The organism is uncultured Aquitalea sp. (assembly GCF_945957525.1).
Taxonomy (GTDB): Bacteria; Pseudomonadota; Gammaproteobacteria; order Burkholderiales; family Chromobacteriaceae; genus Aquitalea.
The window spans coordinates 1-26,346 of the sequence record NZ_CAMFLA010000012.1; the positions used below are offsets into that span (position 1 = coordinate 1).

A 26,346-nucleotide genomic window follows, 5' to 3' on the forward strand; every position below is an offset into this window, starting at 1 on the left:
TTGAAACGGGGCTTGTCGTCGCGCTGGTACGGAGCGCGCTCGCCATCGCGATTGTCGAAGCGGCGCTTGTCGTCGCGCTGGTACGGAGCGCGGTCGCCGTCGCGATTATTGAAACGGGGCTTGTCGTCGCGCTGGTACGGAGCGCGCTCGCCGTCGCGATTGTCGAAGCGGCGCTTGTCCTGTTTCATCCCGGAAGTGGCGGGGCCGGGGCGCCGCGCGGAGTAAGGGTCGCGCGGATTGTCGCCTTGCGGCGCGGCGGGCTTGCGGATGACGGGAATCGTGCCTGCTCCCGAAGCCGGGGTCGCGCTGGCGTCGCTGCCCGGTTTGCCGTTGTCTGCGGCGTCGCGGGGCAGTTCTCTGCGCAGGTTCGCGCGCTGGCGGGATCGGAAGCTGGTCATCGGGTACATCCTTGCTGGGTAATCCTTCATTTTAACCTATTTGCCGGTTGGCCGCTTGGTGGCTTGGGCGCTTTCCGGTACCATGTCCGGTTCGATTGCGTAAAGATTTCCGACATGTCCCAACCCCTGTTCGCCCAACGTCTGGTGGCCTGGCAACAAAGCTACGGCCGTCACGATCTGCCCTGGCAGGTGAGCGACCCTTATCGGGTGTGGCTGTCCGAGATCATGCTGCAGCAAACACAGGTGACCACGGTGCTGGATTACTACCAGCGCTTTCTGGCGCGTTTTCCCGATGTGGCGGCGCTGGCCGCCGCGCCGGCGGAGGATGTGCTGGCCTTGTGGAGCGGCCTGGGTTACTACACCCGGGCCCGTAATTTGCATAAAGCCGCCATCATGGTGATGGAGGTTTTCGGCGGCCAATTCCCTTCGGCCCGGGCAGAGCTGGAGCGCTTGCCCGGCGTGGGGCGCTCAACGGCGGCGGCCATCGCCGCCTTCTGCTTCGGCCAACGCGAGGCCATTCTGGACGGCAATGTGAAGCGCGTGGCGACGCGCGCCTTTGGCGTGGACGGCTTTCCTGGCGAGAAAGCGGTGGAGAACCGTTTGTGGGCGCTGGTGGAGAGCCTGTTGCCCGAAGACGCGGCGGCGATGCCGGCGTACACCCAGGCCATGATGGACTTGGGGGCCACGGTCTGCACCCGTAGCAAGCCGGCCTGCACCGTCTGCCCGCTGGTGGCGGAATGCGTGGCTGCGCGAGAAGGTCGCCAGCAGGAATTGCCCACTCGAAAGCCGCGCGGGCCGCTGCCTACCCGCCATACCGTGATGATGATGGCGGTGCATCAGGGGCGCGTGCTGTTGCAGAGACGACCAGACAGCGGTATCTGGGGCGGCTTGTTGTCGCTGCCGGAAATGAGCGACTCGCTGGCGGTGGAGTCCTGGTTGCAAATGCATGGACAGGGCGATGTTTTGCCGGCCTGGCCGGAACTTGAGCACGTGTTTACGCACTATCGTCTGATCATCACGCCCGTGCCGGTGCGCGTGGACAGCCTTGCCGATCCCGATGGCGGGGCGGCTGCCCTGCAATGGCTGGACTTGACCAAAGCGCTGGACGCCGGCTTGCCGGCCCCGGTAAAAAGGCTGCTTGGCAGGTGGTCTGCCTGAATAAACGCCGCCGAATCCCCCCGTGGCAAGGCCGGCCCCGCTTGCTGGCGAAACAGCTTGGCGCAGGGGTGTTTTTCAGCCGCAAAGCCCGCTTGAGGGCCGTTGTTTTCCTTGTTGATTGACGTTCGATCCGGGTAATTGTTGATATGGTTTCCGTAGTCCGTTCGATGGCCGATACCCTGGCCGACGCAGCCGATCCGCAACGTTGGCTGCAGCATCTGTCCGCCTCGCTCAGCGACGACGATCGCCGTCTGCTGGCGCGCGCCTTCGACGAGGCCGCCGCGCTATACAAGGACAAGCGCCTGCCGTCCACCGGCGAAGACCTGTTCAGCCATGCCGTGTCTTCCGCCGCCATCGTCGCCGATCTCAATCTTCTGCCGGACGCTATTGCCGCCACCTTGCTGTTTGCCGTGCCGGATCATCGTCCGGACTGGCAGGAGTGGCTGGCCGCCGAGTTCGGCCCCACCATCACCGTGCTGGTGGACGGCGTGGGCCGCGTGCGCCGCATTACCGAGTTGGCGCGCATCGACAGGCTGGATACGCCTGAAGAGCGCGCCCGTCAGGCGGAAACCATGCGCAAGATGCTGTTGGCCATGGTGGAAGACATCCGCGTGGTGCTGATCAAGCTGGCTTGGCGCACACAGACCATGCACTACCTGTCGCACGTCGAGGATGAGAGCATCCGTCGCGGCATTGCCGTGGAAACGCTGGAGCTGTTTGCCCCGCTGGCCAACCGCCTTGGCGTGTGGCAAATCAAGTGGGAGCTGGAAGATCTGGGCTTTCGCCACACCGAGCCGGACAGCTACAAGAAAATCGCCAAGCTGCTGGACGAACGCCGGCTGGAACGCATCGATTACATCGAGCGCGTGCTGGAAACCCTGCGCAGCGAAATCAAGGCCGCCGGGGTCAAGTGCGAAGTGGCCGGCCGCCCCAAGCACATCTATTCCATCTGGAAGAAGATGAAAAAGAAAAAGCTCGATTTTTCCGAGCTTTACGACATCCGCGCCGTGCGCATCCTGGTGGAGAAAATGCAGGATTGCTACACGGCGCTGGGCATTATCCACAGCATGTGGCAGCCCATTCCCGGCGAATTCGACGACTACATCTCCCACCCCAAGGCCAATAACTATCGCAGCCTGCATACGGCGGTGATCGGCCCGGAGGACAAGGCGCTGGAGGTGCAGATCCGCACCTTCGAGATGCACGAGCACGCTGAATTCGGCGTGGCAGCCCACTGGCGCTATAAAGAAGGTGGCAAGGGCGACGCCCAGTACGAGGAAAAAATCTCCTGGCTGCGCCAGTTGCTGGACTGGCGCGAAGAAATGTCCGACCGCGAAGGTTTGGCCGAAGCCTTCAAGACCGAGCTGTTCTCCGACACCATTTATGTGCTGACGCCGCAAGGCCGCGTGCTGGCGCTGCCGCACGGCGCCACGCCCATCGACTTTGCTTACGCCATTCACTCCGGCCTGGGTCATCGCTGCCGGGGCGCCAAGGTGGAAGGGCAAATCGTACCCTTGTCCACGCCCTTGCAGAACGGCCAGCGGGTGGAAGTGATCACGGCCAAGGAGGGTGGCCCGTCGGTCAACTGGCTGCACGATGGCTGGGTGAAGAGCCATCGCGCCATCTCCAAGATCCGCCAGTACATCCGTCTGCAAAACGCCGACACCGTGCGCGAGACCGGCAAGCAGTTGTTTGAGCGTGAGCTGGCGCGCCATCCGCATCTGCAACCCAACCTCAGTTCGCTGGCCGACAAGCTCGGCTACGCCAAGCTGGATGAGCTGTACGGCGCGATGGGGCATGGCGAGCTGACCGCCCGCGCGGTGAGCAACGCTATCGAAAGTTTCGCCCCGCCGCCGCCGGCCGACGTGGCGCCGGAGAGTCTGGTCAAGGCCAGCAAGGGCGCGCCGGACGCCGGCGGCATCCTGATCGAGGGCGTGGACAATCTGATGACCGTGCTGGCCAAGTGCTGCAAACCGGCTCCGCCGGACGCGGTGGTGGGCTTCGTCACCAAGGGGCGCGGCATCTCCATTCATCGCAGCAATTGCCTCACGCTCAAGCGGTTGTCGGCCGAAGCGCCGGAGCGCATGATCACCGCCGGCTGGGGCGAGCTGAAAAACAGCCTGTTCCCAATTGATATTGAAGTGGTGTCGATGGACAGGGCTGGGCTGTTGCGCGACATCTCCGATGTATTGTCGCGGGAAAAGCTCAATCTCATTGCCGTGCACACCCTGTCGCGCGACATGCGCGCCAAGATGCGTTTTACCGTCGAAGTGCGCCATGTGCAGGACATCAGCCGGGTACTGGCGCGCATGATGGAGCTGCCGGGCGTGACGGACGCCCGTCGCGTCTGAATGGCGATGGCTTCGTTTTGCGGCAGCAAGGCGGCGCTGTTTCATCGCAAGCGCTTGCTGGTGTACCTGCGCGACGACAAGCCCGGCCTGCCGTTTGCCGCCTGCTGGGATTTTCCCGGCGGCGGGCGCGAGGGCGAGGAGGGGCCGTTTGACTGCCTGCAGCGGGAAACGCGCGAGGAGTTCGGCATCGCTCTGCGTGCCGGCCAAGTGCGCTGGACGCGGAGCTACCCCAGCCAGCATCGTCCGGGCGAGATCAGTTACTTCATGGCGGGTGAACTGGACGACGAGCAGGCGGCGTCCATCCGCTTTGGCGACGAGGGCCAGCGCTGGCAATGGATGCCGGTGGACGACTACCTGAGCCTGAGCGCCGCCGTACCTTACCTGCAGCAGCGTTTGCGCGAGTATTTGTCGAGCCTTGCCGAGTAATCGGCATAAAAGCGGCTGACAAAAATCAGTATCGCGACCGAGGCAAGGCGCGCCGCCGCAGGCTGGGCTTGAGTACGGCAGGGAAGCGCAACGCAGCACCGGGAGTTTGTCGACCGCCCTGCATTCCGCCGGGCTTGCCATGCCGGGCTGACGAAGACGTCGCCGCTTGTTCAACGTCATTGATTTCATCTGAAGATATTTTCATAATCACTCCCTTCATCCTTTGCCCCTGGCTGCCGGCCGGGCCGGCAAGCAAGCCCCGAATACGCAGGAAAACGCCATGTCCGAACTCATCGCCGCCGCGCGCCGCGCCCTGTCCATGATGGACCTCACCACCCTTAACGATGACGACACCGACGACAAGGTGGCGGCGCTGTGCCGCAAGGCCGCCAGCGAGGCCGGCACCGTGGCGGCAGTATGCGTGTTTCCCCGTTTTGTGCCGATTGCGCGTCAGACCCTGGCCGGGCTGGGGCTGACTCACGTGAAAGTGGCCACGGTCACCAACTTCCCTGCTGGTGGTGACGATGTCGCAGCCGCCGCGGCAGAAACCGCCGCCGCAGTCGCGGCTGGCGCGGATGAGGTGGATGTGGTGTTTCCCTACCGTGCGCTGATGGCCGGCAATGCGGAAGTCGGCGCAGAGCTGGTGGCCGCCTGCAAGGAAGCCTGCGGCGACGTCCAGTTGAAAGTCATCATCGAGAGCGGCGAGCTGAAAGACCCGGCCCTGATCCGCCAGGCCAGCCTGATCGCCATCGAGGCCGGCGCGGATTTCATCAAAACCTCCACCGGCAAGGTGCCGGTCAACGCCACGCTGGAGGCCGCCGGCATCATGCTGACCGCTATCCGCGCCACGGGCGGCGTCTGCGGTTTCAAGGCGGCGGGCGGCGTGCGCACTGCCGCCGAAGCGGCCGAGTACATTGATCTGGCCGAGCACATCCTCGGCGCGGAATGGGTTGCGCCGGCGCGCTTCCGTTTTGGCGCATCCGCGCTTTTGGGCAATCTGCAAGCAGAGATCGCTGGCGGACAGGCCAATCCGGTCGCCGGTTACTAATAGCCGCTGACAAAACCGCGCCGTGTCCCTGAGCCCGGGCGCGCCGACACGGTAGCGCCCGTTGTACGGCAAGGCGGCGTAATGCAGCATCAGGGTTTTGTCGGCGGGTTTGATCACCGCCAGGCGCCTCGCGGCAATATGCTGCGCTTGGTGCGGCATCACCGGTTGGCCGAAGCCCCGCTTCGGCCAACCTTGTTTTGACACTGGCGCAGCCGGCGTCGAACGGGAGAAAAACATGTTCCTGCCACAGGAAGTCATTCGTAAGAAACGCGACGGCCAACGCCTGAGCGCCGACGATATCCGCCGCTTCGTCGCCGGCATCACCGACAACAGCGTGGCGGAAAGCCAGATCGCCGCTCTGGCCATGGCGGTGTATTTCCGCGGTATGGAGCTGGAAGAAAACGTGGATCTGGCGTTGGCCATGCGCGACTCCGGCCGCCGCATGCGCTGGGATGATCTGCAACTGCCCGGCCCGATGCTGGACAAGCACTCTACCGGCGGCGTGGGCGATGTGGTATCGCTGATGCTGGGCCCCATGGTGGCGGCCTGCGGCGGCTTCGTACCCATGATCTCCGGTCGGGGCCTTGGCCATACCGGCGGCACGCTGGACAAGCTGTCCGCCATTCCGGGTTACGACCCCTTTCCCGCGCCCGAGCGTTTCCGCCAGGTAGTGAAGGACATCGGCGTGGCCATCATCGGGCAAACGGCGGACCTCGCGCCCGCCGATCGTCGCTTCTACGCCACGCGCGATATCACTGCCACAGTGGAATCCATCGCGCTGATCACCGCCTCCATCCTCTCCAAGAAGCTGGCGGCCGGGCTGGATGTGCTGGTGATGGACGTCAAGGCCGGCAGCGGTGCGTTCATGCCCACGCTGGCGGATTCGGAAGAGCTGGCTCGACGCATCGTGGAAGTGGGCTGCGGCGCGGGCGTGGCCACCAGCGCGCTGATTACCGACATGAGCCAGCCCTTGGCGTCCACGGCCGGCAACAGCATCGAAACCCGTGAAGCGGTGCGCTATCTCATGGGCGATGAGCGCAACCCGCGCTTGCATGAGGTCACCATGGCTTTGTGCGCCGAAATGCTTCTGGCCAGCGGGCTTGCCAGCGATGAGGCAGATGCCCGCGCGCGTCTGACCGTGGCGCTGGATTCCGGCCGCGCTGCTGAGATTTTCGGTCGCATGGTCAGCGAGCTGGGCGGTCCGGTGGACTTCCTGGAGCATTACGATCGTTACCTCGCGCCTGCGCCCATCGTACGCCCGGTATATGCTGGAGGCAGTGGTTTTGTCGGCGGCATGGACACGCGCGGTCTGGGCATGGCCGTCTGTGCCCTGGGCGGTGGCCGCCGCCAGTCCGGCGATCAGCTGGACTATCGCGTGGGCTTGTCCGGTTTTGTCGAGCTGGGCGCGCGGATTGAAGCGGATACGCCGCTGCTGTTCGTTCACGCCGCCGACGAGGCCGGGTTTGCGGAGGCGGAGCGCCGCGTGCGCGCCGCCGTCAGTCTGACGCCGACCGCACCATCCTTGCCGCCGCTGGTCTACCAGACCATCCGTTCCGCCTGATCAACCGGAGAGCGTCATGCAACGCGCTATCATTCTGATTCTGGACTCGCTGGGTATTGGCGCCGCCGCCGATGCCCCCCGTTTCGGCGACACCGGCAGCAATACGCTGGGACATATCGCCATGGAAGCGGCCGCGGGCAGGGCCGACAAGGGCCGCAGCGGCCCCTTGCGCTTGCCCAATCTGTCACGGCTGGGCCTGGGGCATGCCTGCCAGCTGTCTTCCGGATACTTTCCGGAAGGCATGGACAAGGCCGAACCCATCGCCGCCTATGGCTACGCCAAGGAGATTTCCAGCGGCAAGGACACCCCGTCCGGGCACTGGGAAATCGCCGGCGTGCCGGTGCTGTTCGACTGGGGATATTTTACCGACAAGGAAAACAGCTTCCCGCCAGCTTTGCTGGATGAGATTACCGAACGCGCCGGCCTGGTCGGCTATCTGGGCAATTGCCACGCCTCAGGCACCGAGATTCTCGATCGCCTGGGCGAGGAACACATGCGAACCGGCAAGCCGATTTTCTATACCTCGGCCGACTCGGTATTCCAGATTGCCTGTCATGAAGAGACCTATGGCCTTGAGCGCCTGTACGAACTGTGCCGCATCACCCGCGAGGCGCTGGCGCCCTATAACATCGGCCGCGTGATCGCTCGCCCCTTCGTCGGCGACGGCAAGGGGCGCTTCAGCCGCACCGGCAACCGCAAGGACCTCGCAGTGCCGCCGCCATCTCCCACCGTGTTGCAAAGGTTGGCCGAATACGGGGGCAGGGTCGTGTCCATCGGCAAGATCGCCGACATTTACGCCCATGTCGGCATCACGGAAAAGCACAAGGCCACCGGCTTCGATCAGTTGTGGGACGCCACGCTGACGGCGATGGCGGCCAGCGACGAGCGCGCCATCATCATGGCCAATTTTGTTGATTTCGACTCCAGCTACGGTCATCGCCGCGATGTGGCGGGCTATGCCAGCGCGCTGGAAGAGTTCGACGCCCGCCTGCCGGAAGTCATGGCTGCGCTGGGGCCGGACGACATCCTGATCTTGTCCGCCGACCATGGCTGCGACCCCACCTGGGCCGGTACCGATCACACCCGCGAACACATTCCGGTGTTGTGCTATGGCCCCGGCGTGCCGGCCGGCGCCATTGGCGAGCGCGCCACCTTCGCCGACATCGGCCAGACCGTGGCCCGTCATCTGGGCTTGCCGCCCATGGACTACGGCGTCGACTTTCTGCACTGACCGCCGCACCGAACCTCATATCACGACAAGGAAAACCCGATGCCGACTCCGCATATCAACGCCCAGCAGGGCGATTTCGCCGAAACCGTCCTGATGCCGGGCGACCCGCTGCGCGCCAAAATGATCGCCGAAACCTTTTTGCAAGACGCGCGCGAAGTGACCAATGTGCGCAATATGCTTGGCTTCACCGGCAGCTACAAAGGCAAGCGCCTGTCGGTGATGGCACATGGCATGGGCATCCCTTCCGCCAGTATCTACACCACCGAGCTGGTGAAAGACTACGGCGTGAAGAACATCATCCGCATCGGTTCCTGTGGCGCGGTAAGCGCCAAGACCCGGTTGCGCGAGCTCTACATCGCCATCGGCGCCAGCACGGACAGCAAGGTCAACCGCATGCGCTTCAACGATCACGACTATGCCGCCACCGCCGACTACCACCTGCTGCGCGCCGCCATGGACACCGCCGCGGAACAAGGCAAGAGCGTCACCGTGGGCAATGTCTTCTCGGCCGATCTGTTCTATGGCGTGCAGCCGGAAATGCTGGGCGTGCTGGAAAAAATGAATGTGCAGGTGATCGAGATGGAGCTGGCCGGCATTTACAGCGTGGCGGCCCAGTACGGCGCGCGCGCGCTGGGCATACTCACCGTATCGGACATCATTCCCACCGGCGAGGCGACGTCGGCCGAAGAACGGCAGACCACATTCCGCGACATGATGGAGATTGCGCTGGATACCGCCATCAAGCTGTAAGCGCCAATACGGCTTTGCTGCGTCTGCACAATTTCAGGGCGTAATGCCCGATTTTGGGGCGTGAAAGGCAGGTGAAAACACCTTGACCTGCAGCGTGAGTAAATCGGAAAGCCCGCGTCCAGTGGGCTTTTCCGCCAATTGGCAGCCTCCAGTCAAGGGCTGTTGTGCGCATGCCTCGAATTTATCGTGCACTGCACAAAAAGCCTTGCCAAATTGAAAACGCCTCCTGATAATGAAGTCTGCATCAGGACGTTGCATGCAATGTGTGCGTTTTGGTGTTGTCTCCTCCATCCTCCTTCTTTTAGGTGGAACTTGGCGCAATCAGAATGGATTGCGCCTTTTTTTTTTCCAAATGCCGCCCTAACGGCTGAAAACCCCGGAAGTGTGGCAAAATAGCCCGCTTTCAGGCCCGCTTTGCCCCTCGTCAATTTCTTTGCCGCACAATGGTTTGACAGCGGAAATGAGCCTGTAATAGAATCCGTAACTTTCAAGAATTACGATGGAAGAGTTCCATGAAGACCTTTTCTGCTAAGCCGCATGAGGTGAAGCGCGAGTGGTTCGTGGTTGACGCGGAAGACAAGGTGCTGGGTCGCCTCGCCGCTGAAATCGCCTACCGTCTGCGTGGCAAGCACAAGCCGGAATACACCCCGCACGTTGATACCGGTGACTACATCGTTGTAGTCAACGTCGACAAGCTGCGTGTTACTGGCGCCAAAGCCCAGGACAAGAAGTACTACCGTCACTCCGGTTTCCCGGGCGGTATCTACGAACGCTCCTTTACCGAACTGCAAAACCAGTTCCCGGAACGCGTTCTGGAGAAGGCCGTGAAGGGCATGCTGCCGAAGGGCCCGCTGGGTTACGCCATGATCAAGAAGCTCAAGGTGTACGCTGGCTCCGAGCATCCGCACACCGCCCAGCAGCCCCAAGCGCTGGAATTTCGTTTTTAAGGCTAAGAGATGAACGGTAAATACTACTACGGCACTGGCCGTCGCAAGAGCTCCGTAGCTCGCGTGTTCATGCAAAAGGGTTCCGGCCAGATCGTTGTTAACGGCAAGCCGGTTGACGAGTACTTCTCCCGTGAAACCGGCCGCATGGTTATCCGCCAGCCGCTGGTTCTGACCGAGAACCTCGAATCCTTCGACATCAAGGTCAATGTGATTGGTGGCGGCGAAACCGGTCAAGCCGGCGCAGTTCGTCACGGCATCACCCGCGCCCTGATCGAATTCGACGCAGCGCTGAAGTCCGCTCTCTCCGCAGCTGGTTACGTTACCCGTGACGCTCGCGAAGTTGAACGTAAGAAGGTTGGTCTGCGCAAGGCCCGCCGCGCCAAGCAATTCTCCAAGCGTTAATCGCCGGGATTTGTTTCCACAAAAAGCCGCCCTCGGGCGGCTTTTTGCTTTTGCCGCCCATGCTTGCCGATTGGGGGAAATCGCATGTTGCAATGCGGTGCCCTAGTCTCTAGACTGTCGCTTTTGCGACGTTTTTTTATACAAGGAAGTGCAGCATGATCAAGGTGGGCATCGTCGGCGGCACCGGTTACACCGGGGTCGAACTCTTGCGTCTTCTGGCCGGGCACCCTGAAGCCCAGGTCGTGGCCGTGACCTCCCGCAAGGAGGCCGGCATGAAGGTGGCCGAGATGTTCCCCAGCTTGCGAGGTCGCGTGGATGTGGCTTTTTCCGCGCCGGACGACACGCCGCTGACAGCTTGCGACGTCGTGTTCTTCGCCACTCCGCACGGTGTGGCCATGGCGCAAGCGCGCGAACTGCTGGCCGCGGGCGTCAAGGTGATCGATCTCGCTGCCGACTTCCGTCTGAAAGACCCGGCCGTGTTCCAGCAGTGGTATGCCATGGAACATGGCTGTACCGACCTGTTGGCCGAAGCGGTGTACGGCCTGCCGGAAGTCAACCGTGAAGCCCTGAAGACCGCGCGAGTGGTGGGCATGGCCGGCTGCTACCCTACAACCGTGCAACTGGGTTTGCTGCCCTTGCTGGAAAACGGCGCGCAACTGGTGGATACCCAGACCCTGATTGCCGACTGCAAGTCCGGCGTGTCGGGCGCAGGCCGCAAGGCCGAAGTGGGTGCCTTGCTGGCCGAAGCGGGCGACAATTTCAAGGCGTACGCCGTGAAAGGCCATCGTCACTCACCGGAAATCGAGCAGGGCTTGTCCGCCATCCACGGCGGCCCGGTCAAACTCACTTTCGTGCCGCACCTGACGCCGATGATCCGCGGCATCCACTCCACGCTATACGCCCGCATCAAGCCGGAAGCGATGGACACGGACTTCCAGGCCCTGTTTGAGCAGCGCTACGCCGACGAGCATTTTGTCGATGTGCTGCCGGCGGGCAGTCACCCGGAAACCCGCAGTGTGCGCGGATCCAACACTGTGCGCATTGCCGTGCACCGTCCGGGCAATGGCGACCTGCTGATCGTGCTGGTGGTGGAAGACAACCTGGTGAAGGGTGCCTCTGGCCAAGCGGTGCAAACCATGAATCTGATGTTCGGTCTGCCGGAAAACGCTGGCCTGGACATCGTGCCGCTGATGCCCTGATTGTCGGGCTATTGAATTGTCGCCATTCGCCCTGATATCCGACTAAAATACTAGGTGAATGGCCGGCAATCCGGCCCGAAATGCGAATTGCGAGGTGAATGAATGTCTGCAAACGAAATGCCGATCCCGATCAACTTCACTGACAGCGCCTGCGCCAAGGTGCAGGATCTGATCGCGGAAGAGGGCAATCCGGATCTGAAACTGCGCGTATTTGTTACCGGCGGCGGTTGCTCCGGTTTCCAGTACGGCTTTACCTTCGATGAACTGGCCAACGATGACGACACCGCCATCGAGCGTTCCGGCGTTACCTTCCTGGTTGACCCGATGAGCTACCAGTATCTGGTGGGCGCGGAAATCGACTATCAGGAAAGCCTGGAAGGCTCCCAGTTCGTTATCCGCAACCCGAATGCCGTCACCACTTGCGGTTGCGGCTCGTCCTTCTCGGTGTAAATCGCTGCGGCGGGTGCAAAAAGGTTTAGAATGAAAGCCCGGGCTTCAAAGTCCGGGCTTTTTTTGCGCGGGGAGAAACGACAATGAACAAGCTGCCGCCCATCGTGTTGCCCAAAGTGGAATTCAATCGCGAATTCGCTTTCAGCGACCAGGATTTCGAACGTATCCGCAAGCTGATTTACAAAGAAGCGGGCATTTCGCTCAACCCTTCCAAAAAGGACATGGTGTATGGCCGGCTGGTGCGGCGCATCCGCGAGCTGAAGCTGACCAGTTTTGCCGCCTATGTCGATTTTCTCGAGTCGGTCAGCGGCAAGCGCGAGTTCGAGCAGTTCGTCAACGCGCTCACCACCAATCTCACCTTCTTTTTCCGTGAAGAGCATCACTTCCCCTTGTTGGCCGAACACCTGAAGAGCCGCGCCGCCGCCGGCGCCAGCGAGTTGTCCATCTGGTGCGCGGCCTCTTCCACCGGCGAAGAGCCTTACTCGCTGGCCATTACCGCGCTGGAAGCCTTCCCCAGCGGTCACAAGCCGGCCATCAGCATTATCGCCACCGATCTGGATACACTGGTGCTGGAAACCGGCCGCAAAGGCATTTACGCCGCCGAGAAAGTGGCCAAGCTGCCGGCCGGCTATGCCGCCAAGTACTTTGACAAGTTGCCGGACGGCAACTTCCAGGCCAAGCAGGTGCTGCGCAGCATGATCACCTTCCAGCGGCTGAATCTGATTGACGCGACGTGGTCTTTGCGCAAGCAGTTCGACGCCATTTTCTGCCGCAACGTGATGATTTATTTCGATCGCGATACACAGTTTGGCGTGTTGAAGAAGTTCGCGCCGCTGCTCAAGCCGGACGGCTTGTTGTTTGTCGGCCATTCGGAAAACTTCTACTTCGCCAGCGACTATTTCCAGTTGCGCGGCAAAACCGTGTACCAGCACGCGGCGAAAAAGCAGGGATAGTCCCGATGCCGGCGCGGACTGCGCGCTGGCAAAATGATCCGCAAGGCGGGTCATGCACTGAACGGGCAAGACATCTTGCCCGTTTTCCGTTGCAAGTAGAGAAAGGCGATACCTCATGAAGGTTGTGGTGCTGGGCGCGGGGGTGGTGGGGGTGTCTACTGCCTGGTTTCTGGCGCGCGAGGGGCACGAGGTGGAGGTGGTGGACCGTGCTGACGGGGTCGGGCGGGAAACCAGTTTTGCAAATGGCGGGCAGATTTCCGTCAGCCAATCCGAACCCTGGGCACAGCCTGGCGCGCCGTGGAAAGTGCTCAAGTGGTTGCTGCGCGACGATGCGCCCTTGTTGTTCCGCCCGCGATTGGAGCCCGCCCAGTGGCGTTGGTGTCTGCAGTTTTTGCGGGAATGCCTGCCGGGGCGCTTTCAGCACAATATGTCGCAGATGTTGGCGCTGGGTTTGTACAGCCGGCAAACGCTGCAAGACTTGCGCCGGGAGCTGGGCCTGGCCTACGACCAGCAGACGCGCGGCATCGTCACCTTGCTGCGCACGTTGGCCGAAGCGCGCGAGGCGGAGCGCATCGCCCGCCGCATGCAGGCTTTCGGCATCGACAAGCAGTTGATCACGCCTGACGAGTTGGCGCGGATTGAGCCCGCGCTGGCCGCTATGGCCCCGCAATTGTCCGCCGCCACTTATTGCGCTTCGGACGAGTCGGGCGACGTGCACCTGTTTACCCGTCAATTGGCCGAGCGCGCCGCCGGCCTGGGCGTGCGCTTCCGCTTCAATACCCGCGTCAATGCGCTGGAGAGTGATGGACGGCAAGTGGCCGGCGTATCCATCACCCAGCCGGACGGCCATTTCGCCAGTCTGCGCGCCGATGTCTACGTGCTGGCCTTGGGCAGTCATTCGCCCTTGCTGACCGCGCCGCTGGGGCTGCGCTTGCCCATTTATCCGGCCAAGGGCTACTCGGCCACACTCGCGGTACGGGAAGGCGCTGTGGCGCCCTTGGTCAGTATTACCGATGAAGCCAACAAGATTGTCGTCTCCCGTCTTGGCGGCCGCCTGCGCGTGGCTGGCACCGCCGAGTTGGCGGGGTATTCCAGCTCGCTGAACCCGGTGCGTTGCGCAGCCTTGATCCGGCAGGCGCGGACCTTGTTGCCCGAAGCGGCTGATTGGGACGCGCCCGAATTCTGGACCGGCCTGCGCCCGGCAACGCCGGGCAATGTGCCGCTGATTGGCCGCAGCGCTTGTCCCAACCTCTATCTTAATACCGGCCACGGCACGCTGGGCTGGACGGAGGGCCCGGGCAGCGGGCGCGCGCTGGCCGAACTGATATCCGGCCGCCGACCGGAGATTCCTTTTTCCTTTCTGGGTGTTTGAGCCGCGTCAGCCGGCGCGGGGAAGGCGCTGTGCTACCATGCGCGCCAGACACCCCATCATGGAGATTCACCATGCAAATCGGTACCCCTCGCAGCCCTTCCGCACTGCGCGTCATGTTGCTGGGCAGCGGCGAACTGGGCAAGGAAGTGACCATCGCCCTGCAACGTCTGGGCGTGGAAACCATCGCCGTTGACCGCTATGCCGGCGCGCCGGCCATGCAAGTGGCGCATGAAAGCCATGTGATCAACATGTCCGACGCCGCGGCCTTGCGCAGCCTGGTCGAGCAGGTGAAGCCGCACCTGATCGTGCCGGAGATCGAGGCTATTGCCACTGAAGAACTGTTGCGGATCGAGGCGGACGGCATTGCCGAGGTCATCCCCACTGCGCGCGCCGCCAATCTCACCATGAATCGCGAAGGCATTCGCCGTCTGGCGGCGGAAGAGCTGGGCCTGCCCACTTCGCCCTATGCTTTCGCTTCTTCACTGCAGGAGTTGCAGGCAGCCATCGATGCCGGCATCGGCTACCCCTGCCTGGTGAAGCCGGTGATGTCTTCCAGCGGCAAGGGCCAGAGCCTGCTCAAGGGGCCGGACGATGTGGCCCGCGCCTGGGAATACGCGGTGAGCGCTGGCCGGGTGGACAAGGGTCGCGTGATTGTCGAGGGCTTTATCGATTTTGATTACGAAATTACCCAACTGACCGTGCGTGCCAGCGATGGCGAGGGCGGCATCGCCACTCATTTCTGCGCGCCAGTGGGCCATCTGCAACAAAGCGGCGACTATGTGGAGAGCTGGCAGCCACAGCCGATGAGCGAACTGGCCTTGCTGCGATCCCGCGAAATGGCCAAGGCGGTGACTGATGCCTTGGGTGGCCGGGGTCTGTTTGGCGTGGAGCTGTTCATCAAGGGCGATCAGGTGTGGTTTTCCGAGGTCAGCCCGCGTCCGCACGATACCGGGCTGGTAACGCTGGCCACGCAGCGTTTCTCGGAGTTTGAGTTGCACGCGCGCGCCATTCTCGGCTTGCCGGTGGACGCCGGGCTGCGCACCGCCGGCGCTTCGGCCGTGATTTACGGCGGCATGGAAGCGCAAGGCATTGCCTTTGAGGGTGTGGCTGAAGCCTTGGCCGTGCCTGGCGCGGATTTGCGCCTGTTCGGCAAACCCGAGAGCTTCGTGCGCCGCCGCATGGGCGTGGCCGTCGCTTATGCCGACGATGTCGATACCGCGCGCGAGCGGGCGCGGCTGGCGGCCTCGCTGGTGAAGCCGGTAACGGGCAAGGGGGCGTAAGTGCAGGAGATGACCCCTTACGAGCTGATGGGCGGCGAGGGCGTGGTGCGCTGGCTGACCGATCGCTTCTACGACATCATGGACAGCGACCCGTCAGTCAAGCCGCTGCGCGACATGCACCCGGCCGATCTGGCCGGTTCGCGGCAGAAGCTGTTCATGTTTCTGTCTGGCTGGCTGGGTGGCCCGTCGCTGTATATGGAGGCGTTTGGTCATCCGCGTTTGCGCATGCGCCATATGCCGTTCGCCGTGGATGGCGAGGCGCGCGACCAGTGGATGTACTGCATGAGCAAGGCAGTGAATGAACTGCTGGTGGAAGACTGGTTGAAGGCCAAATTGCTGGAGGCCTTCTACAACACCGCCGATTTCATGCGCAATCGGGACGAAGGGCAGGGCTAGGCCTGCCCGCAAGGGTGTTCAAGGCTGCAGCCGGCTTGGCGCGGTCAGCGACAGCTCGGCGGCTTCGCCGTCGCTGGTGGTCCAACGCACGGTGACGGCAGTCTGATCGCCCTTGCTGGCGCTGCGGCACTGGAAGCGAGCCAGCGTGCCGCTGGCGTTGGGTTCCGGCGGCGCGAAGTTTTCCTGATCGCACCATGCCGGACTGGCGCCGGCATGACGTTGCTCCAGCGCCGTTTGCGCCAGATTGGTGGCGGCGTTGTAGTCGTTGGCCAGTATCTGCTGATGAAACAGGTAACCCTGAAAGCGCATCAGTCCCAGTACGCCTACCGCCAGCACCACCAGGCTGATCAAGACTTCCACCATGCTGAATCCGCGGGCGCATTTCATGATTGCGCTCCCGCGCCGCTGTCTATCCAGCTGTGCGGCAATAGTCTGATGGTCGGTTTCCCGCCATTGCCGCCGCCCGATGAGCCGCCGCCGCCCGGCTGAAAGCTTTCCGGCAGATCGCTCAGATCAATGGTGGTGCTGCCACTCCACTGATTCATCATCCCGTTCAAGCCCTGCCCGGCCACCGTGATGTAGCCGTGCACGGTGCTGCTGCCGCCGCTGATCAACTGCTTGCCGGCCAGCACATTGCCGTAAACATGGTTGGACGACCCAAGGCGGATGTCGCCGCCCTGAAAGCGGCCTTCACTGGCGCTGCCGGCCAGTAAGGCAATGTTGCCGGCGGTGGTGAGACGCAGCTTGCCGGTGGTGGTATCGCACAGATTCAGCGGTGTCAGGTTTGGGAATTGCTCGTTTCGGCAAACCTTCTGGTAGCCGATGTAATTGACGGCGTAAATGGTGTGATCGCCGCTGGTTTCAATGTCGCCGGTGGCGATCAGCGCGTTGTAGTAGGTGCCGTTGCCTGCCTTGAGATTGCCGTCGAACCACAGCAGGCCCGGCGCCATGCCTACGCCGGCCAGTGCCCAGTTGCGGCCCTGTACTGTCAGGCAGTCGTTGTAATCTGAATAGCCTTTGCAGAGGGGTTCGCTCGGTCCGGTGGCGCAGCGTCCCTGTGCGTCGAGCTTCTGGCACAGCAAGTTGCGGCGGCCCTTGGCGTCGCCGGCCAGATAGTAATCGCCGTCTTCCAGCCCCGCTACTTGCCGTACGGCAACGCGTATATGGCCGCTCTGATCGGCGCTGAAGGCATAGTTGGCCAGCGCGCGGTAATCCAGCGCGTTGATGACGGGACGGCCGATGCTGACCGGCTCCACCTCTTTGATGTCGATGCTCAGCCCGGGTTGGCGGGTGACGCGGATGTCTTTGTTGGCGGTGTTGTAGCTGGCCTGGCCACCGATGGTGGCGGTGAGCGGGCCGCCCCAACCGCTGACGCTGAGGTCGCCCATCACTTGCGCCGGCCCTACCTTGTTGCTGCTGCGGCTGCTCAGTTTGCCGCGCGTGGCCAGCGAGCCTACGGTGGTATTGCCCCCGTTGATGTCCACGTCGCCGCGCAGGCGGGCGCTGTCCACCGAGGCGTTGCCGAAGTTGCCTTTGCCGTCGGCCAGCACCACGGCGGCGGCGGCGTTGCCGGTCAGCGTTACCGAACCCTTGCTTTTGATGGTCTGGTATTGCCCGTTGGCGGCCTGGATATCGCCATTCGCATGCAGTACATCCAGCTGCTGGTTGCCCTTCAGCGTGATGCTGCCGGTGGCGTTGAGGGTGCTGATGCCGCTGACCGAGCCGCCTAGCGTCACGTTGCCGTCTACATTGAGCACAGCGTCGGGGTTGCCGGTGATCTTGATGGCGCCGCCCAGATTGAGATCCCCCATGATGTTGATGGCGTTGTCGTCCTTGGAGGGCGGCGCGGGACTGAGGCTGAGCAGGCGTTGCACACTGACGGTTTCGCCGTCGTGATGGCCGGCGCTGATCAGGCGCTGTTTCCCCTCGCCCAGATCTTGCACGGTGACGGTATAGAGCGCTGAGGGGGGCGGCAGGCTCTTGCCGGCGCTCAGATTGGCGATAGCGGCGGCGAGACCTGTTTCCGCATTGTCCAGCGCCTGATGATAGCGATGCTGGTTCTGCGCGTTGAACTGCGCCAGCAGCAAATGGCGCGAGCTTGCGAGCACCACCAGCGCAGCGATGGCCAGCAGGGTAACTACGACAAACAGGGTCGCCAGCCCGTGCTGACGGTGCGGACGGTGCGTCATTGGATGCTTGCCTCGGGTTGGTTGCGCAGGCTGACCAGGGTGCGGATCGCCACGGTTTCGGGTTTTTCGCCGCTATTCTCTTCGCCAGCCAGCTCGATTTCTATGCCCCCTTGCTGTTTGCCGAAGCGCAATGCGGTGATGCGGCCCAGCCCTGGGCTGCTCATGGCTTGCCAATCGGTCTCCGGCGCATCGCAGCGCCAGCCGCTTTCTGTGGTTTGCAGGCGTTCCAGGCGAGGGCCGTCTTCGGCGGCGCGGTTCAGTCGTACGGCAAAGTAGCGCTTGCTGGAGGCGGGCATGCCGGGCGGAGTGTCGTAGGCGTAGCGCAGGCAGCTGCCGTCCGGGCTGATGAACACCTTGCCATAGGGGGTGCGGGCCGCGCCGCCGGCGTCATAGCCGGCGCGGCGCAGATCCACGGCGATCAGCGACGCGGCACCGTCCAGCATGGCCGACAGCTGGCTGCGGCGGCGATCCTGTGCCTGGGTGGCAAGCAGATTGACCAGGACATCCGACAGTACCAGCAGTACCAGCAAGCCGACGGCCAGCGAGATCATCAGCTCCACCAGCGACAGGCCCCTCTGTGTCACACGCATTGCGCAGCCTCCATATCTACCGCGCCGGTGATCAGCAGTTCCATGCTCAAGGGGCGGCAACCGTTGCGCTCCAGCAGGAAGCGTCCGCTGGCGGCTTGGCCGTCCAGCGTGGCCGGCAAACCGTGCAGGGGAGAGAACTCGATGCTGTAGGGCCAGGCGCTGCCCGGCGTGGCCAGCGCGATCTTGCCGGCCTCCTTGGGTTCCAGCGTTTTGATCGTGACCGCGCCGTCGTCGTCCAGCTTGCGCACTGTTGCCCGCCAGCTGCCGTCGGCTGCGGCCGTGAAGGTAATGCGGGTAGGGGTTTGGCTGGTAATGGCGCTATTGCGCGCGTAACGCAGGGTATCTGCCAACTCCCAGGCCGTGCCTTGCAATTGTTGGCGCGCTAGCCACTGACCCATGGCCGGCATGGCCATTACCGCCAGCAGGCCGAGCAGGGTGAGCACAATCAATAGTTCCATCAGGGTGAATCCGTTTTGGCAGCGGCGCATCATCGGCTCCAGCATTCGGCGGGCGTCAGGCGGGTATCGGCGGCACGTTGCTCCAGCCGCAGCGTGGAGCATTGGCTATCTTGTGCCTGCGGGCTGCCTGCCGCCGGACGTGCTTCCACATAGAAACCATCCGGTAGCAGACCGCTGCTCAGCGAGTAGTAGCCTTGTGGGCTATGATCGCTCTGACCCAGCGCGGCGAGACTGTCGGCGTAGGCGGGGTGAAAACCGCGATAGCGCACCTGCGTCTGTTGTAGATGCAAGGCGGCCTGCATACCGTCCGCACGGCGTGCGCGCAGTTGGTAATTCTGATAAGCGGGCAAGGCGATGGTCAGCAACAGGCCGACGACGGCAATGACAATGACCAGCTCGATCAGGGTGAAACCCTGCGGCTGTCTGCGGTGGCAAAACATGGCGGCATTCCTGAAACATGAGGTCGGCGGCGTGGCCGGAGACTACAACGAGAGTGAATGCTTGCCATTTTACGCTGTTCATTAGAGAAGTCTAATTTAAATGAGCGTATGTTTCATGTTGAAGTGAAAGTGTGGCAAAAACACAAAATGGATAGTGCTTATCCCGCTATGAAATAGCGAAAATCAGTCTCGGGGTGGAATGGAATATGTGCCGGTAACGTGGGCGACAGGTTCGTCCAGTTCAGCGGAGTAGAGCATCACTTCTCCCACTGCCAGCCGCTTGCCCAGTTTGAGAATGCGGCCTTCGGCCAGCACATCCGCCTGCGGCGGTTTGCGTAGGAAGTTGATATTTAGACTGGTGGTGACCGCCAGCTCAACGTGGCCAATCATGCCAAGCACCACGGCATACAGCGTGGCATCCGCCAGCGCCATCAGCGCCGGGCCGGCAATGGTGCCGCCGGGGCGGATCAGGTCCGGGTTGAAATGCATGCGCAGGGTGGCGTTGCCGTGGCCGATTTCCTGCGTACGGATGCCGAACAGCCGCACCAAGGGCAATTCGTTGTCGATGAGGGTTTGAAAGGCGTCAACGCTCAGCTGGCTCATGATGGGCTCCGGGCAAGGGGAAACCCATCCTGCATGACGATTACGTTAACGTCAATTGCAGCTGCCGCCCAAGCCGGCGTGGTCCGCCGGGAGGGCGCGAGGTGATCGCGGCAGGCGGCGGGGCCTTAGCGCGGGCGGTGGCCGCGTTCTATCATCACGCCCACGCGCTTGACGCCGGGCAGGATCCCGAGCTTGGTGACCGATACCTGGACCCAGGGCGCGCCGAAATCCTCGCGGATGACTTTGGCGATGTACTCGGCCAGCGCTTCCAGCAACAGGAAGTGCTGCTCGGCCAGCGCCTTGCGCAGACGCTCCACCACCACGCCGTAGTGGATGGTGTCGCCGATGTTGTCGCTATGACACGGTACCTCGCTGGGAATGCCGATTTCCAGGTCAAGCTCGATGGTTTGCGGGGCTTTCCGCTCCCATTCATAGACACCGATGATGGTGTCGGCGCGCACTTCGCGCAGGAAAATGATGTCCATCTCTTAGCGGGGAGTTGGGCTTTGCCGCCCGATACCGTAAAATCCGAAGCCTTCTATTCTAATGGATACGCCATGACCACGACAGCCTTCGCCTTTGTCGTCGCCGCCTACCTGATAGGCTCCCTGTCCTTCGCCGTCATTGTCAGCAAGGCCATGGGCATGGCTGATCCGCGTTCCTACGGTTCGGGCAACCCCGGCGCCACCAATGTGCTGCGCACCGGCAAAAAGGCCGCCGCGGCGCTGACCTTGCTGGGCGACGGGCTGAAAGGCTGGGTGGCCGTGGCCCTGACGGCCGCTTTCGCGCCACGCTACGGGCTGGGCGACCAGGTGGTGGCCGCTTCGGCGCTGGCGGTGCTGATCGGCCACATGTGGCCGGTGTTCTTCGGCTTCAAGGGCGGCAAGGGCGTGGCCACGGCGGTGGGGGTGTTGTTCGGATTCAATGTCTGGCTGGCGCTGGCGGCACTGGCTACCTGGTTGTTCATGGCCTTTGTGGTGAAGATTTCCTCCCTGTCCGCCATCGTGGCCTGCCTGCTGGTGCCGGTATATGCCTATTTCATCACCGGCACCGCCACCCCCTTCTTCGGCACCTGCATCATCATCGCCATTCTGGTGGTGCATCGTCACAAGTCCAACCTGATGAAGCTGGTTACGGGTCAGGAAGGCCGCATCGGCGAGAAAACCGACAAGCAGGGGTGACGACGCCTCGCCAGACAAAACAAAAGCCCGCTTAAGCGGGCTTTTTGCATGCTGCGGCGCAAGGTTGGCCGAAGAGGCACCTCAGCCGTCCGACAGTACTTTCACGTGTGCAGTAACGCTGCGCGCCAGCGAGGACAGGTCGTAACCGCCTTCCAGCACCGAGACGATGCGGCCGTCGGCGTACTGGTCGGCCACTTGCATCAGATGCCGCGTCACCCATTCGTAATCGGACTCCACCAGCCCCAGCGAGCCCATGTCGTCTTCGCGATGAGCGTCGAAGCCGGCCGAGATGAAGATCATCTGCGGCTTGAAATCATGCAGCGAGGGCAACCAGATGTTTTCCACCACTTCGCGGAATTCGCGCCCGCCGCTACCGGCCTTCATCGGCACGTTCACCATATTGGCGCCGGCTGGCGCATCGCCGCAGTAGGGGTAGAACGGATGCTGGAAGATGGACACCATCATCACGCGCGGGTCGTCGTGGAAGATGTTTTCCGTGCCGTTGCCATGATGGACGTCGAAGTCGATGACTGCGATGCGCTCGAACTTGTAGGTGGACAGCGCATGCGCCACGCCCACCGCCACATTGTTGAAGAAGCAGAAGCCCATGGCCTTGTCCGCTTCCGCATGATGACCAGGCGGCCGGATGGCGCAAAAAGCGTTGGGGGCCTTGTCTTCGCAAACCAGCTCCACCGCCTTGACCACCGCGCCAGCGGAACGGCGGGCGGCTTTCAGCGTGCCGGGGCCCATGGCGGTGTCCGGGTCCACACGGAAAGTGCCCACACTGGGCGCGCAGGCTTCGATGTATTCCACATAGCGGGGCGGATGGACCCGCGCCAATTGCTGCTCGGTGACTTCCGGCGCGTCAACCTCATGCAGGCTGTCGTAAATTTGCCCGGCCATCAGTTGATCGCGGATGGCGATCAGCCGTTCCGGACACTCCGGGTGGCCTACCCCCATATTGTGTTGCAAGCAGTCGGAATGCGTAACGTAAGCAGTCAATCCGTTACGTTGCAGACGGTTTTTCAGCCAAGTGAACACGAGCGTTTCCTTGTTGCGTACAATGGGACGCGGTTATGTCTTTTTAATAAATACTGCTCGCAACCGGGGTCAAATGCAATCACTCTCCCTTGCTTATCGTCAACTGAACAATCTGGTGCTGGGCAAGCCGAGAGCCATTCGCCTGGCGCTGTCCTGCCTGATCGCCAAGGGCCACTTGTTGATCGAAGACTTGCCGGGCGTGGGAAAAACCACGCTGGCGCATGGTCTGGCCGCGGTGTTGGGCTTGCGTTATCAGCGCGTGCAATTCACCAGTGATCTGCTGCCGGCCGATATCCTCGGCGTTAACATCTACCAGCGCGATACCGGCCAGTTCCACTTTCATCAGGGGCCGGTTTTCACCCAACTGCTTCTGGCCGATGAAATCAATCGCGCTTCGCCCAAGGTGCAGTCGGCCCTGCTTGAGGCCATGGAAGAGCGTCAGGTGTCCATTGATGGCGAGAGCCATGCTCTGCCGGCGCCGTTTTTCGTCATCGCAACACAGAATCCGTCCGAGCAACTGGGTACCTTCCCCTTGCCGGAATCACAGCTCGACCGCTTCCTGATGCGCATTTCCTTGGGCTATCCGCCCGCCGAGGCCGAGTTGTCCTTGCTGATGGGGCAAGACCGGCGCGAACTGTTGAGCGCCATGCAACCGATCCTCAAGGAAGGCGAACTGCCCAAGCTGCAGCAGATGGCGGCCGCAGTGACGGTCAGTCCGGCGCTGGCGGAGTATGTGCTAAGTCTGCTCAAGGCCACGCGCGGCGACAAACGCTTCCTCGCCGGCCTCAGCCCGCGCGCTGGTTTGGCGCTGCTGGCGGCGGCTCGTGCCTGGGCCATGCTGGAGGGGCGCGATCATGTATTGCCCGAAGACGTGAAAGCGGTATTTTCCTCGGTGGCTGGCCATCGTCTGGGCCTGGCCGGCGATGCGCAATCCGAACTCGCCTCCCTGCTGGAACATGTTGCCATTCCGTAAACGGTTGAGTGGCTGGTTTATCGCGCGCTTGCCGCGTGAATCCACCTGTACGCTCAATCAGCGCCGCATCTACTTGTTGCCCACCCGTTTCGGCCTGTCGCTCATCGTGGTGGCGCTGGCGGTATGGGTGGGTGCGCTCAATTACGCAGTCAGCCTCGCTTACGCGCTGGCGTTCTGGATCGCCGCCTTATTGCTGGTGGCGGTGCTGATGGCTTACCGCCAGTTGGCTGGCTTGACGTTGAGCGGGGCCCGTAGCGAGCCGGTATTCGCTGGAGATGCGGCCAGCTGCCGTATCCGCTTGTCGCATGAGCAGGCCCTGGAGCGCCGGCTGTGCCTGCAACGGGCAGACGGGGAGGGCGATATTGTGGATTGCGCGCTGGCGCCTGCGGCTTCTCTGGACGTGGGCATCCCCCAGGTGTTGGCTTGGCGCGGGGCGCACCCCTACCCGGATCTGCGGGTATGGAGCGAAGCGCCGTTCGGATTGATCCGGGCTTTTGCCTATGTGCGGCTGGACGGTGCCTTGCTGGCCTATCCGATGCCATTGGCGGACAGGGACCGCAACGACCATCAGGAGGGCCGCGAACCCAGCGCCGCACCGCGTCCCACCGAACGCGATGAATTTTCTCACTTGTCCGAATACCAGCAGGGCGACACTCCGCGTCAGATAGCCTGGACCGTGCTGGCGCGCCGGGATGTGCTGGTGAGCAAACGTTTTGCCGGAGAGCCGGCTGGAGCAGGGCTGCGCGTGATCGCCTGGCAGGATTACCCGGCGGGCGTGGATGTGGAAAGCCGCTTGTCCCGGTTGTGCTGGCGGGTGCTGCAGTGCGAGCGGAGCGGGCAGTCGTACTGCCTGTTGCTGCCGGGCGCGCGCATCGATCCACGCCCTTTTCAAAAGGAAGCCGCGTTGTCCGCGCTGGCGGCGTACGATGGAGGCCAGCCGGCATGAGTCAGGACAATATACTGCGATGCTGGCCGGTACTGGCTGCGCTGGGTGTGACAACCGTCCCTTTGCTGCTGCAACTGCCGGTATGGATTCCGCTGCTGGTGCTGGTCATGCTGGGTTTGCGCGGCTGGATGCTGTGGGCGGGGCGTGCCTTGCCGGCGCGCTGGCTGCTGCTGTGTGTGCTGACCGCTGCGGTGCTGGTGCTGTGGCTTACAACCAAAACCCTAGTGGGGCGCGAAGGCGGCGTGGCCCTGTTGTCCTTGCTGCTGGGCTTCAAGGCCTTCGAGTCCGCTAGCCGGCGAGACTGGCAGGTGTTGCTGGCGCTGGGTTTTTTTCTGGCCGGCATGCCGCTGCTGTTTGATCAGTCGCCGCTGGCAGCCGCATGGCTGGCGCTCAGTCTGCTGGCGCTGACCTGGGCCATGGTACTGCTGGCCGGCGCGGCGCCCAAGGGCAGTTTGCGCACGGCCATCAGCGCCTTGTTGCTGGCGCTGCCCATGATGCTGGTGTTGTTTGTGGTCATGCCGCGCCTGCCCGGGCCTTTGTGGAGCATGCCGCATGACCAGAAACGGGCCAGTACCGGCATGTCGGATGAAATGGAACCAGGCAGCATCAGTCAGTTGATCCAGAATCAGGAGCCGGCCTTTTCAGTCGTGTTTGACGGCGCCATCCCGCCGCGCCCCTCCCTGTATTGGCGGATGATGATTTTTGATGATTTCGATGGTCGCCGCTGGCAGAACATTCGGGGCGTGACGCAGGAGCGCATGGGGCTCAGCGGCGGCGACGCCGTAAACTATACCCTGACGCTGCGCCCGGAGAAGTCGAGGTTGCCGGCACTGGAGTATGTCGAGGGCCCGTCCGAGTCGACGCGGATGGAGCCGGGCGGCGTGCTGCGTCTGGAGAAAGAAGGTGAAGAGTTATTCCGTTATCGTGCCCGCAGTCGCCCGCAGGCAGCGTATCTGACGGACTTGTCGCTACAGGATCAACAGTTTTATCGTCGGCTTCCCGTCGGCAATCCGCAGACGCGACTGTTGGCCGAAAGGCTGCGTTTGCAGGGTGGGGACGACGCCGGCTTTGTGCGCGCAGCACTGGAGTATTTCAGGTTGGGCGCATACCGTTATACCCTGTCGCCACCGTTGCTGGACGGCGACGAACCCATTGACCAATTCCTTTTTTCCACTCGACAAGGCTTTTGTGAACACTACGCTTCGGCGATGGCCGTGTTGGCGCGTGCAGCGGGCTTGCCCGCGCGGGTAGTGGTGGGCTACCAGGGGGGCGAATACAACCCGGTTGGCCGTTTTTGGCAGGTGCGCTCGTCGGATGCGCATGCCTGGGTTGAGGTGTGGCTGCCCAGCCGGCAGCAATGGCTGAGGGTGGACCCCACTGCCGCCGTCGCGCCCAGCAGGGTGAGCGAAGAGGTGACGCAGGCGATTCCTGCGCTGGCAGGCGGCGGCGCTGCCGGCGCCGCTTCGGCCAACTGGTGGCGTCCCGTGCGCCAGGGCTGGCAGGCTTTGTCTTTCAGTTGGCAACAGTGGGTGGTGGGCTACGATGCTAGCCGCCAGCAAGGGCTATATCAGCGGCTGGGTCTGGGCGATAGCGTGGACAGTGCCGCAGTGACAAAGGGTGTGCTGATAGGCGGCGCGTTGGCTTGCCTGCCTTTGTTGCTGCTGTGGCGCCGGCAAAAAGGTCTGCCGCCGCTGGCCGAGGGGCGGGCGCGCATTGTTGGGCAGTTGGCGCGGCATGGGATCGCGGTGCGGGACAGCGACGGACCGTTGGACATCATCAACAAGAGCCGCCGTTTGCCCGAACAGGAATTCAAGCAGCTGAAGCGTCTCTTCAAACGTTACAGTGCCTTGCGTTATGGCGCGGCGAAGCCGGATTCTGCCCAAGAGCGCGCCTGGCTGAAAGAGGCGCGGCGCTTCAGCGTAACGGGCAAGCATCTGGCTAGAGGCAGCCCACCCCGTACCTGACTGCCTGTAATAAAAAAACCGCCGTGATGGCGGTTTTTT

The 26,346-nt window shown here is 62.7% G+C and carries 28 protein-coding genes and 1 pseudogene; 19 read left to right on the forward strand and 10 right to left on the reverse strand.

Annotation, left to right across the window (positions count from 1 at the left end; translation table 11 throughout):
- Positions 1-398: pseudogene (locus Q0P52_RS12370) on the reverse strand (hypothetical protein); the annotation flags it as partial.
- Between the two features lie 114 nt (positions 399-512).
- On the opposite strand from Q0P52_RS12370, the gene mutY reads away from it, so the two are divergent.
- The 7 genes from mutY to deoD all read left to right on the forward strand — a co-directional run bounded on the left by mutY (position 513) and on the right by deoD (position 8,923).
- The gene (gene mutY, locus Q0P52_RS12375) at positions 513-1,556 is read left to right on the forward strand and encodes an A/G-specific adenine glycosylase (protein WP_293763130.1); all 1,044 of its coding nucleotides are present in this window, start codon (positions 513-515) and stop codon (positions 1,554-1,556) included.
- A gap of 146 nt (positions 1,557-1,702) precedes the next feature.
- A complete protein-coding gene (locus Q0P52_RS12380; RefSeq protein WP_293763127.1) occupies positions 1,703-3,907 on the forward strand; it encodes a bifunctional (p)ppGpp synthetase/guanosine-3',5'-bis(diphosphate) 3'-pyrophosphohydrolase in 2,205 nt (734 codons plus the stop codon).
- 6 nt (positions 3,908-3,913) lie between these two features.
- A complete protein-coding gene (locus tag Q0P52_RS12385; protein ID WP_293763125.1) occupies positions 3,914-4,333 on the forward strand; it encodes an NUDIX hydrolase in 420 nt (139 codons plus the stop codon).
- Positions 4,334-4,613: 280 nt separating this feature from the next.
- The gene (deoC, locus tag Q0P52_RS12390; RefSeq protein WP_293763123.1) at positions 4,614-5,381 is read left to right on the forward strand and encodes a deoxyribose-phosphate aldolase; all 768 of its coding nucleotides are present in this window, start codon (positions 4,614-4,616) and stop codon (positions 5,379-5,381) included.
- 235 nt (positions 5,382-5,616) lie between these two features.
- The gene (gene deoA / locus Q0P52_RS12395) at positions 5,617-6,942 is read left to right on the forward strand and encodes a thymidine phosphorylase (RefSeq protein ID WP_293763121.1); all 1,326 of its coding nucleotides are present in this window, start codon (positions 5,617-5,619) and stop codon (positions 6,940-6,942) included.
- 16 nt (positions 6,943-6,958) lie between these two features.
- Entirely contained in the window at positions 6,959-8,173 is a 1,215-nt protein-coding gene (locus tag Q0P52_RS12400) for a phosphopentomutase (protein ID WP_293763118.1), read from the forward strand.
- 39 nt (positions 8,174-8,212) lie between these two features.
- Entirely contained in the window at positions 8,213-8,923 is a 711-nt protein-coding gene (gene deoD, locus Q0P52_RS12405; protein ID WP_293763115.1) for a purine-nucleoside phosphorylase, read from the forward strand.
- A gap of 33 nt (positions 8,924-8,956) precedes the next feature.
- Here deoD and Q0P52_RS12410 read toward each other — a convergent pair whose 3' ends face one another.
- Entirely contained in the window at positions 8,957-9,181 is a 225-nt protein-coding gene (locus Q0P52_RS12410) for a hypothetical protein (protein ID WP_293813719.1), read from the reverse strand.
- Positions 9,182-9,435: 254 nt separating this feature from the next.
- Between Q0P52_RS12410 and rplM the strand changes: the two genes are divergently transcribed.
- The 8 genes from rplM (at position 9,436) to Q0P52_RS12450 (ending at position 15,922) form a co-directional block, all read left to right on the forward strand.
- Complete coding sequence (gene rplM, locus Q0P52_RS12415; protein ID WP_293763112.1) at positions 9,436-9,870, forward strand: 50S ribosomal protein L13; 435 nt, start codon at positions 9,436-9,438, stop codon at positions 9,868-9,870.
- Between the two features lie 9 nt (positions 9,871-9,879).
- Positions 9,880-10,272 carry a 30S ribosomal protein S9 gene (gene rpsI / locus Q0P52_RS12420; protein WP_293763109.1) on the forward strand — a complete coding sequence of 131 codons (393 nt, stop codon included), beginning with the start codon at positions 9,880-9,882 and terminating at the stop codon, positions 10,270-10,272.
- Positions 10,273-10,427: 155 nt separating this feature from the next.
- Entirely contained in the window at positions 10,428-11,471 is a 1,044-nt protein-coding gene (argC, locus tag Q0P52_RS12425) for an N-acetyl-gamma-glutamyl-phosphate reductase (protein ID WP_293763106.1), read from the forward strand.
- A gap of 102 nt (positions 11,472-11,573) precedes the next feature.
- Positions 11,574-11,921 carry an iron-sulfur cluster insertion protein ErpA gene (erpA, locus tag Q0P52_RS12430; RefSeq protein ID WP_293763103.1) on the forward strand — a complete coding sequence of 116 codons (348 nt, stop codon included), beginning with the start codon at positions 11,574-11,576 and terminating at the stop codon, positions 11,919-11,921.
- An 83-nt stretch (positions 11,922-12,004) separates the two neighbouring features.
- The gene (locus tag Q0P52_RS12435; protein ID WP_293763100.1) at positions 12,005-12,874 is read left to right on the forward strand and encodes a CheR family methyltransferase; all 870 of its coding nucleotides are present in this window, start codon (positions 12,005-12,007) and stop codon (positions 12,872-12,874) included.
- Positions 12,875-12,989: 115 nt separating this feature from the next.
- Complete coding sequence (locus Q0P52_RS12440; protein ID WP_293763098.1) at positions 12,990-14,246, forward strand: D-amino acid dehydrogenase; 1,257 nt, start codon at positions 12,990-12,992, stop codon at positions 14,244-14,246.
- Between the two features lie 71 nt (positions 14,247-14,317).
- On the forward strand, positions 14,318-15,526 hold the full coding sequence (gene purT, locus Q0P52_RS12445; RefSeq protein WP_293763096.1) for a formate-dependent phosphoribosylglycinamide formyltransferase: 1,209 nt from the start codon (positions 14,318-14,320) through the stop codon (positions 15,524-15,526).
- Between the two features lie 9 nt (positions 15,527-15,535).
- Entirely contained in the window at positions 15,536-15,922 is a 387-nt protein-coding gene (locus tag Q0P52_RS12450; protein WP_293763132.1) for a group II truncated hemoglobin, read from the forward strand.
- 18 nt (positions 15,923-15,940) lie between these two features.
- On the opposite strand, the gene Q0P52_RS12455 is transcribed toward Q0P52_RS12450, so the two are convergent.
- From Q0P52_RS12455 to Q0P52_RS12485, 7 genes are all read right to left on the reverse strand, one after another.
- On the reverse strand, positions 15,941-16,309 hold the full coding sequence (locus Q0P52_RS12455) for a prepilin-type N-terminal cleavage/methylation domain-containing protein (RefSeq protein WP_293763093.1): 369 nt from the start codon (positions 16,307-16,309) through the stop codon (positions 15,941-15,943).
- The gene (locus Q0P52_RS12460; protein WP_293763090.1) at positions 16,306-18,111 is read right to left on the reverse strand and encodes a hypothetical protein; all 1,806 of its coding nucleotides are present in this window, start codon (positions 18,109-18,111) and stop codon (positions 16,306-16,308) included. Before Q0P52_RS12460 ends, Q0P52_RS12455 begins: the two co-directional genes overlap by 4 nt.
- Positions 18,108-18,701, reverse strand: a complete 594-nt coding sequence (locus tag Q0P52_RS12465; RefSeq protein ID WP_293763087.1) for a prepilin-type N-terminal cleavage/methylation domain-containing protein — start codon at positions 18,699-18,701, stop codon at positions 18,108-18,110. Before Q0P52_RS12465 ends, Q0P52_RS12460 begins: the two co-directional genes overlap by 4 nt.
- Positions 18,692-19,261: a GspH/FimT family pseudopilin gene (locus tag Q0P52_RS12470; RefSeq protein WP_366062327.1), complete on the reverse strand. Its 570-nt coding sequence runs from the start codon at positions 19,259-19,261 to the stop codon at positions 18,692-18,694. Before Q0P52_RS12470 ends, Q0P52_RS12465 begins: the two co-directional genes overlap by 10 nt.
- Complete coding sequence (locus tag Q0P52_RS12475) at positions 19,189-19,599, reverse strand: type IV pilin protein (protein WP_293763081.1); 411 nt, start codon at positions 19,597-19,599, stop codon at positions 19,189-19,191. The genes Q0P52_RS12470 and Q0P52_RS12475 overlap by 73 nt, the downstream gene beginning before the upstream one ends.
- 183 nt (positions 19,600-19,782) lie before the next feature.
- Complete coding sequence (locus Q0P52_RS12480) at positions 19,783-20,202, reverse strand: PaaI family thioesterase (protein WP_293763078.1); 420 nt, start codon at positions 20,200-20,202, stop codon at positions 19,783-19,785.
- Between the two features lie 125 nt (positions 20,203-20,327).
- On the reverse strand, positions 20,328-20,687 hold the full coding sequence (locus Q0P52_RS12485) for a dihydroneopterin aldolase (protein ID WP_293763075.1): 360 nt from the start codon (positions 20,685-20,687) through the stop codon (positions 20,328-20,330).
- Between the two features lie 72 nt (positions 20,688-20,759).
- Between Q0P52_RS12485 and plsY the strand changes: the two genes are divergently transcribed.
- On the forward strand, positions 20,760-21,383 hold the full coding sequence (gene plsY / locus Q0P52_RS12490) for a glycerol-3-phosphate 1-O-acyltransferase PlsY (RefSeq protein WP_293763072.1): 624 nt from the start codon (positions 20,760-20,762) through the stop codon (positions 21,381-21,383).
- 81 nt (positions 21,384-21,464) lie between these two features.
- Here the strand turns inward: plsY and Q0P52_RS12495 are convergent, their stop codons facing one another.
- Positions 21,465-22,424: a histone deacetylase family protein gene (locus tag Q0P52_RS12495; RefSeq protein WP_293763069.1), complete on the reverse strand. Its 960-nt coding sequence runs from the start codon at positions 22,422-22,424 to the stop codon at positions 21,465-21,467.
- A gap of 73 nt (positions 22,425-22,497) precedes the next feature.
- Here Q0P52_RS12495 and Q0P52_RS12500 point away from each other — a divergent pair, with 73 nt between their 5' ends.
- From Q0P52_RS12500 to Q0P52_RS12510, 3 genes are read left to right on the forward strand one after another with little or no spacing between them, the layout of a single operon-like run.
- Positions 22,498-23,397 carry an AAA family ATPase gene (locus Q0P52_RS12500; protein WP_293763067.1) on the forward strand — a complete coding sequence of 300 codons (900 nt, stop codon included), beginning with the start codon at positions 22,498-22,500 and terminating at the stop codon, positions 23,395-23,397.
- A complete protein-coding gene (locus Q0P52_RS12505) occupies positions 23,381-24,343 on the forward strand; it encodes a DUF58 domain-containing protein (RefSeq protein ID WP_293763064.1) in 963 nt (320 codons plus the stop codon). The genes Q0P52_RS12500 and Q0P52_RS12505 overlap by 17 nt, the downstream gene beginning before the upstream one ends.
- Positions 24,340-26,307 carry a DUF3488 and transglutaminase-like domain-containing protein gene (locus Q0P52_RS12510; RefSeq protein WP_293763061.1) on the forward strand — a complete coding sequence of 656 codons (1,968 nt, stop codon included), beginning with the start codon at positions 24,340-24,342 and terminating at the stop codon, positions 26,305-26,307. Before Q0P52_RS12505 ends, Q0P52_RS12510 begins: the two co-directional genes overlap by 4 nt.
- Positions 26,308-26,346: the final 39 nt, after the last annotated feature.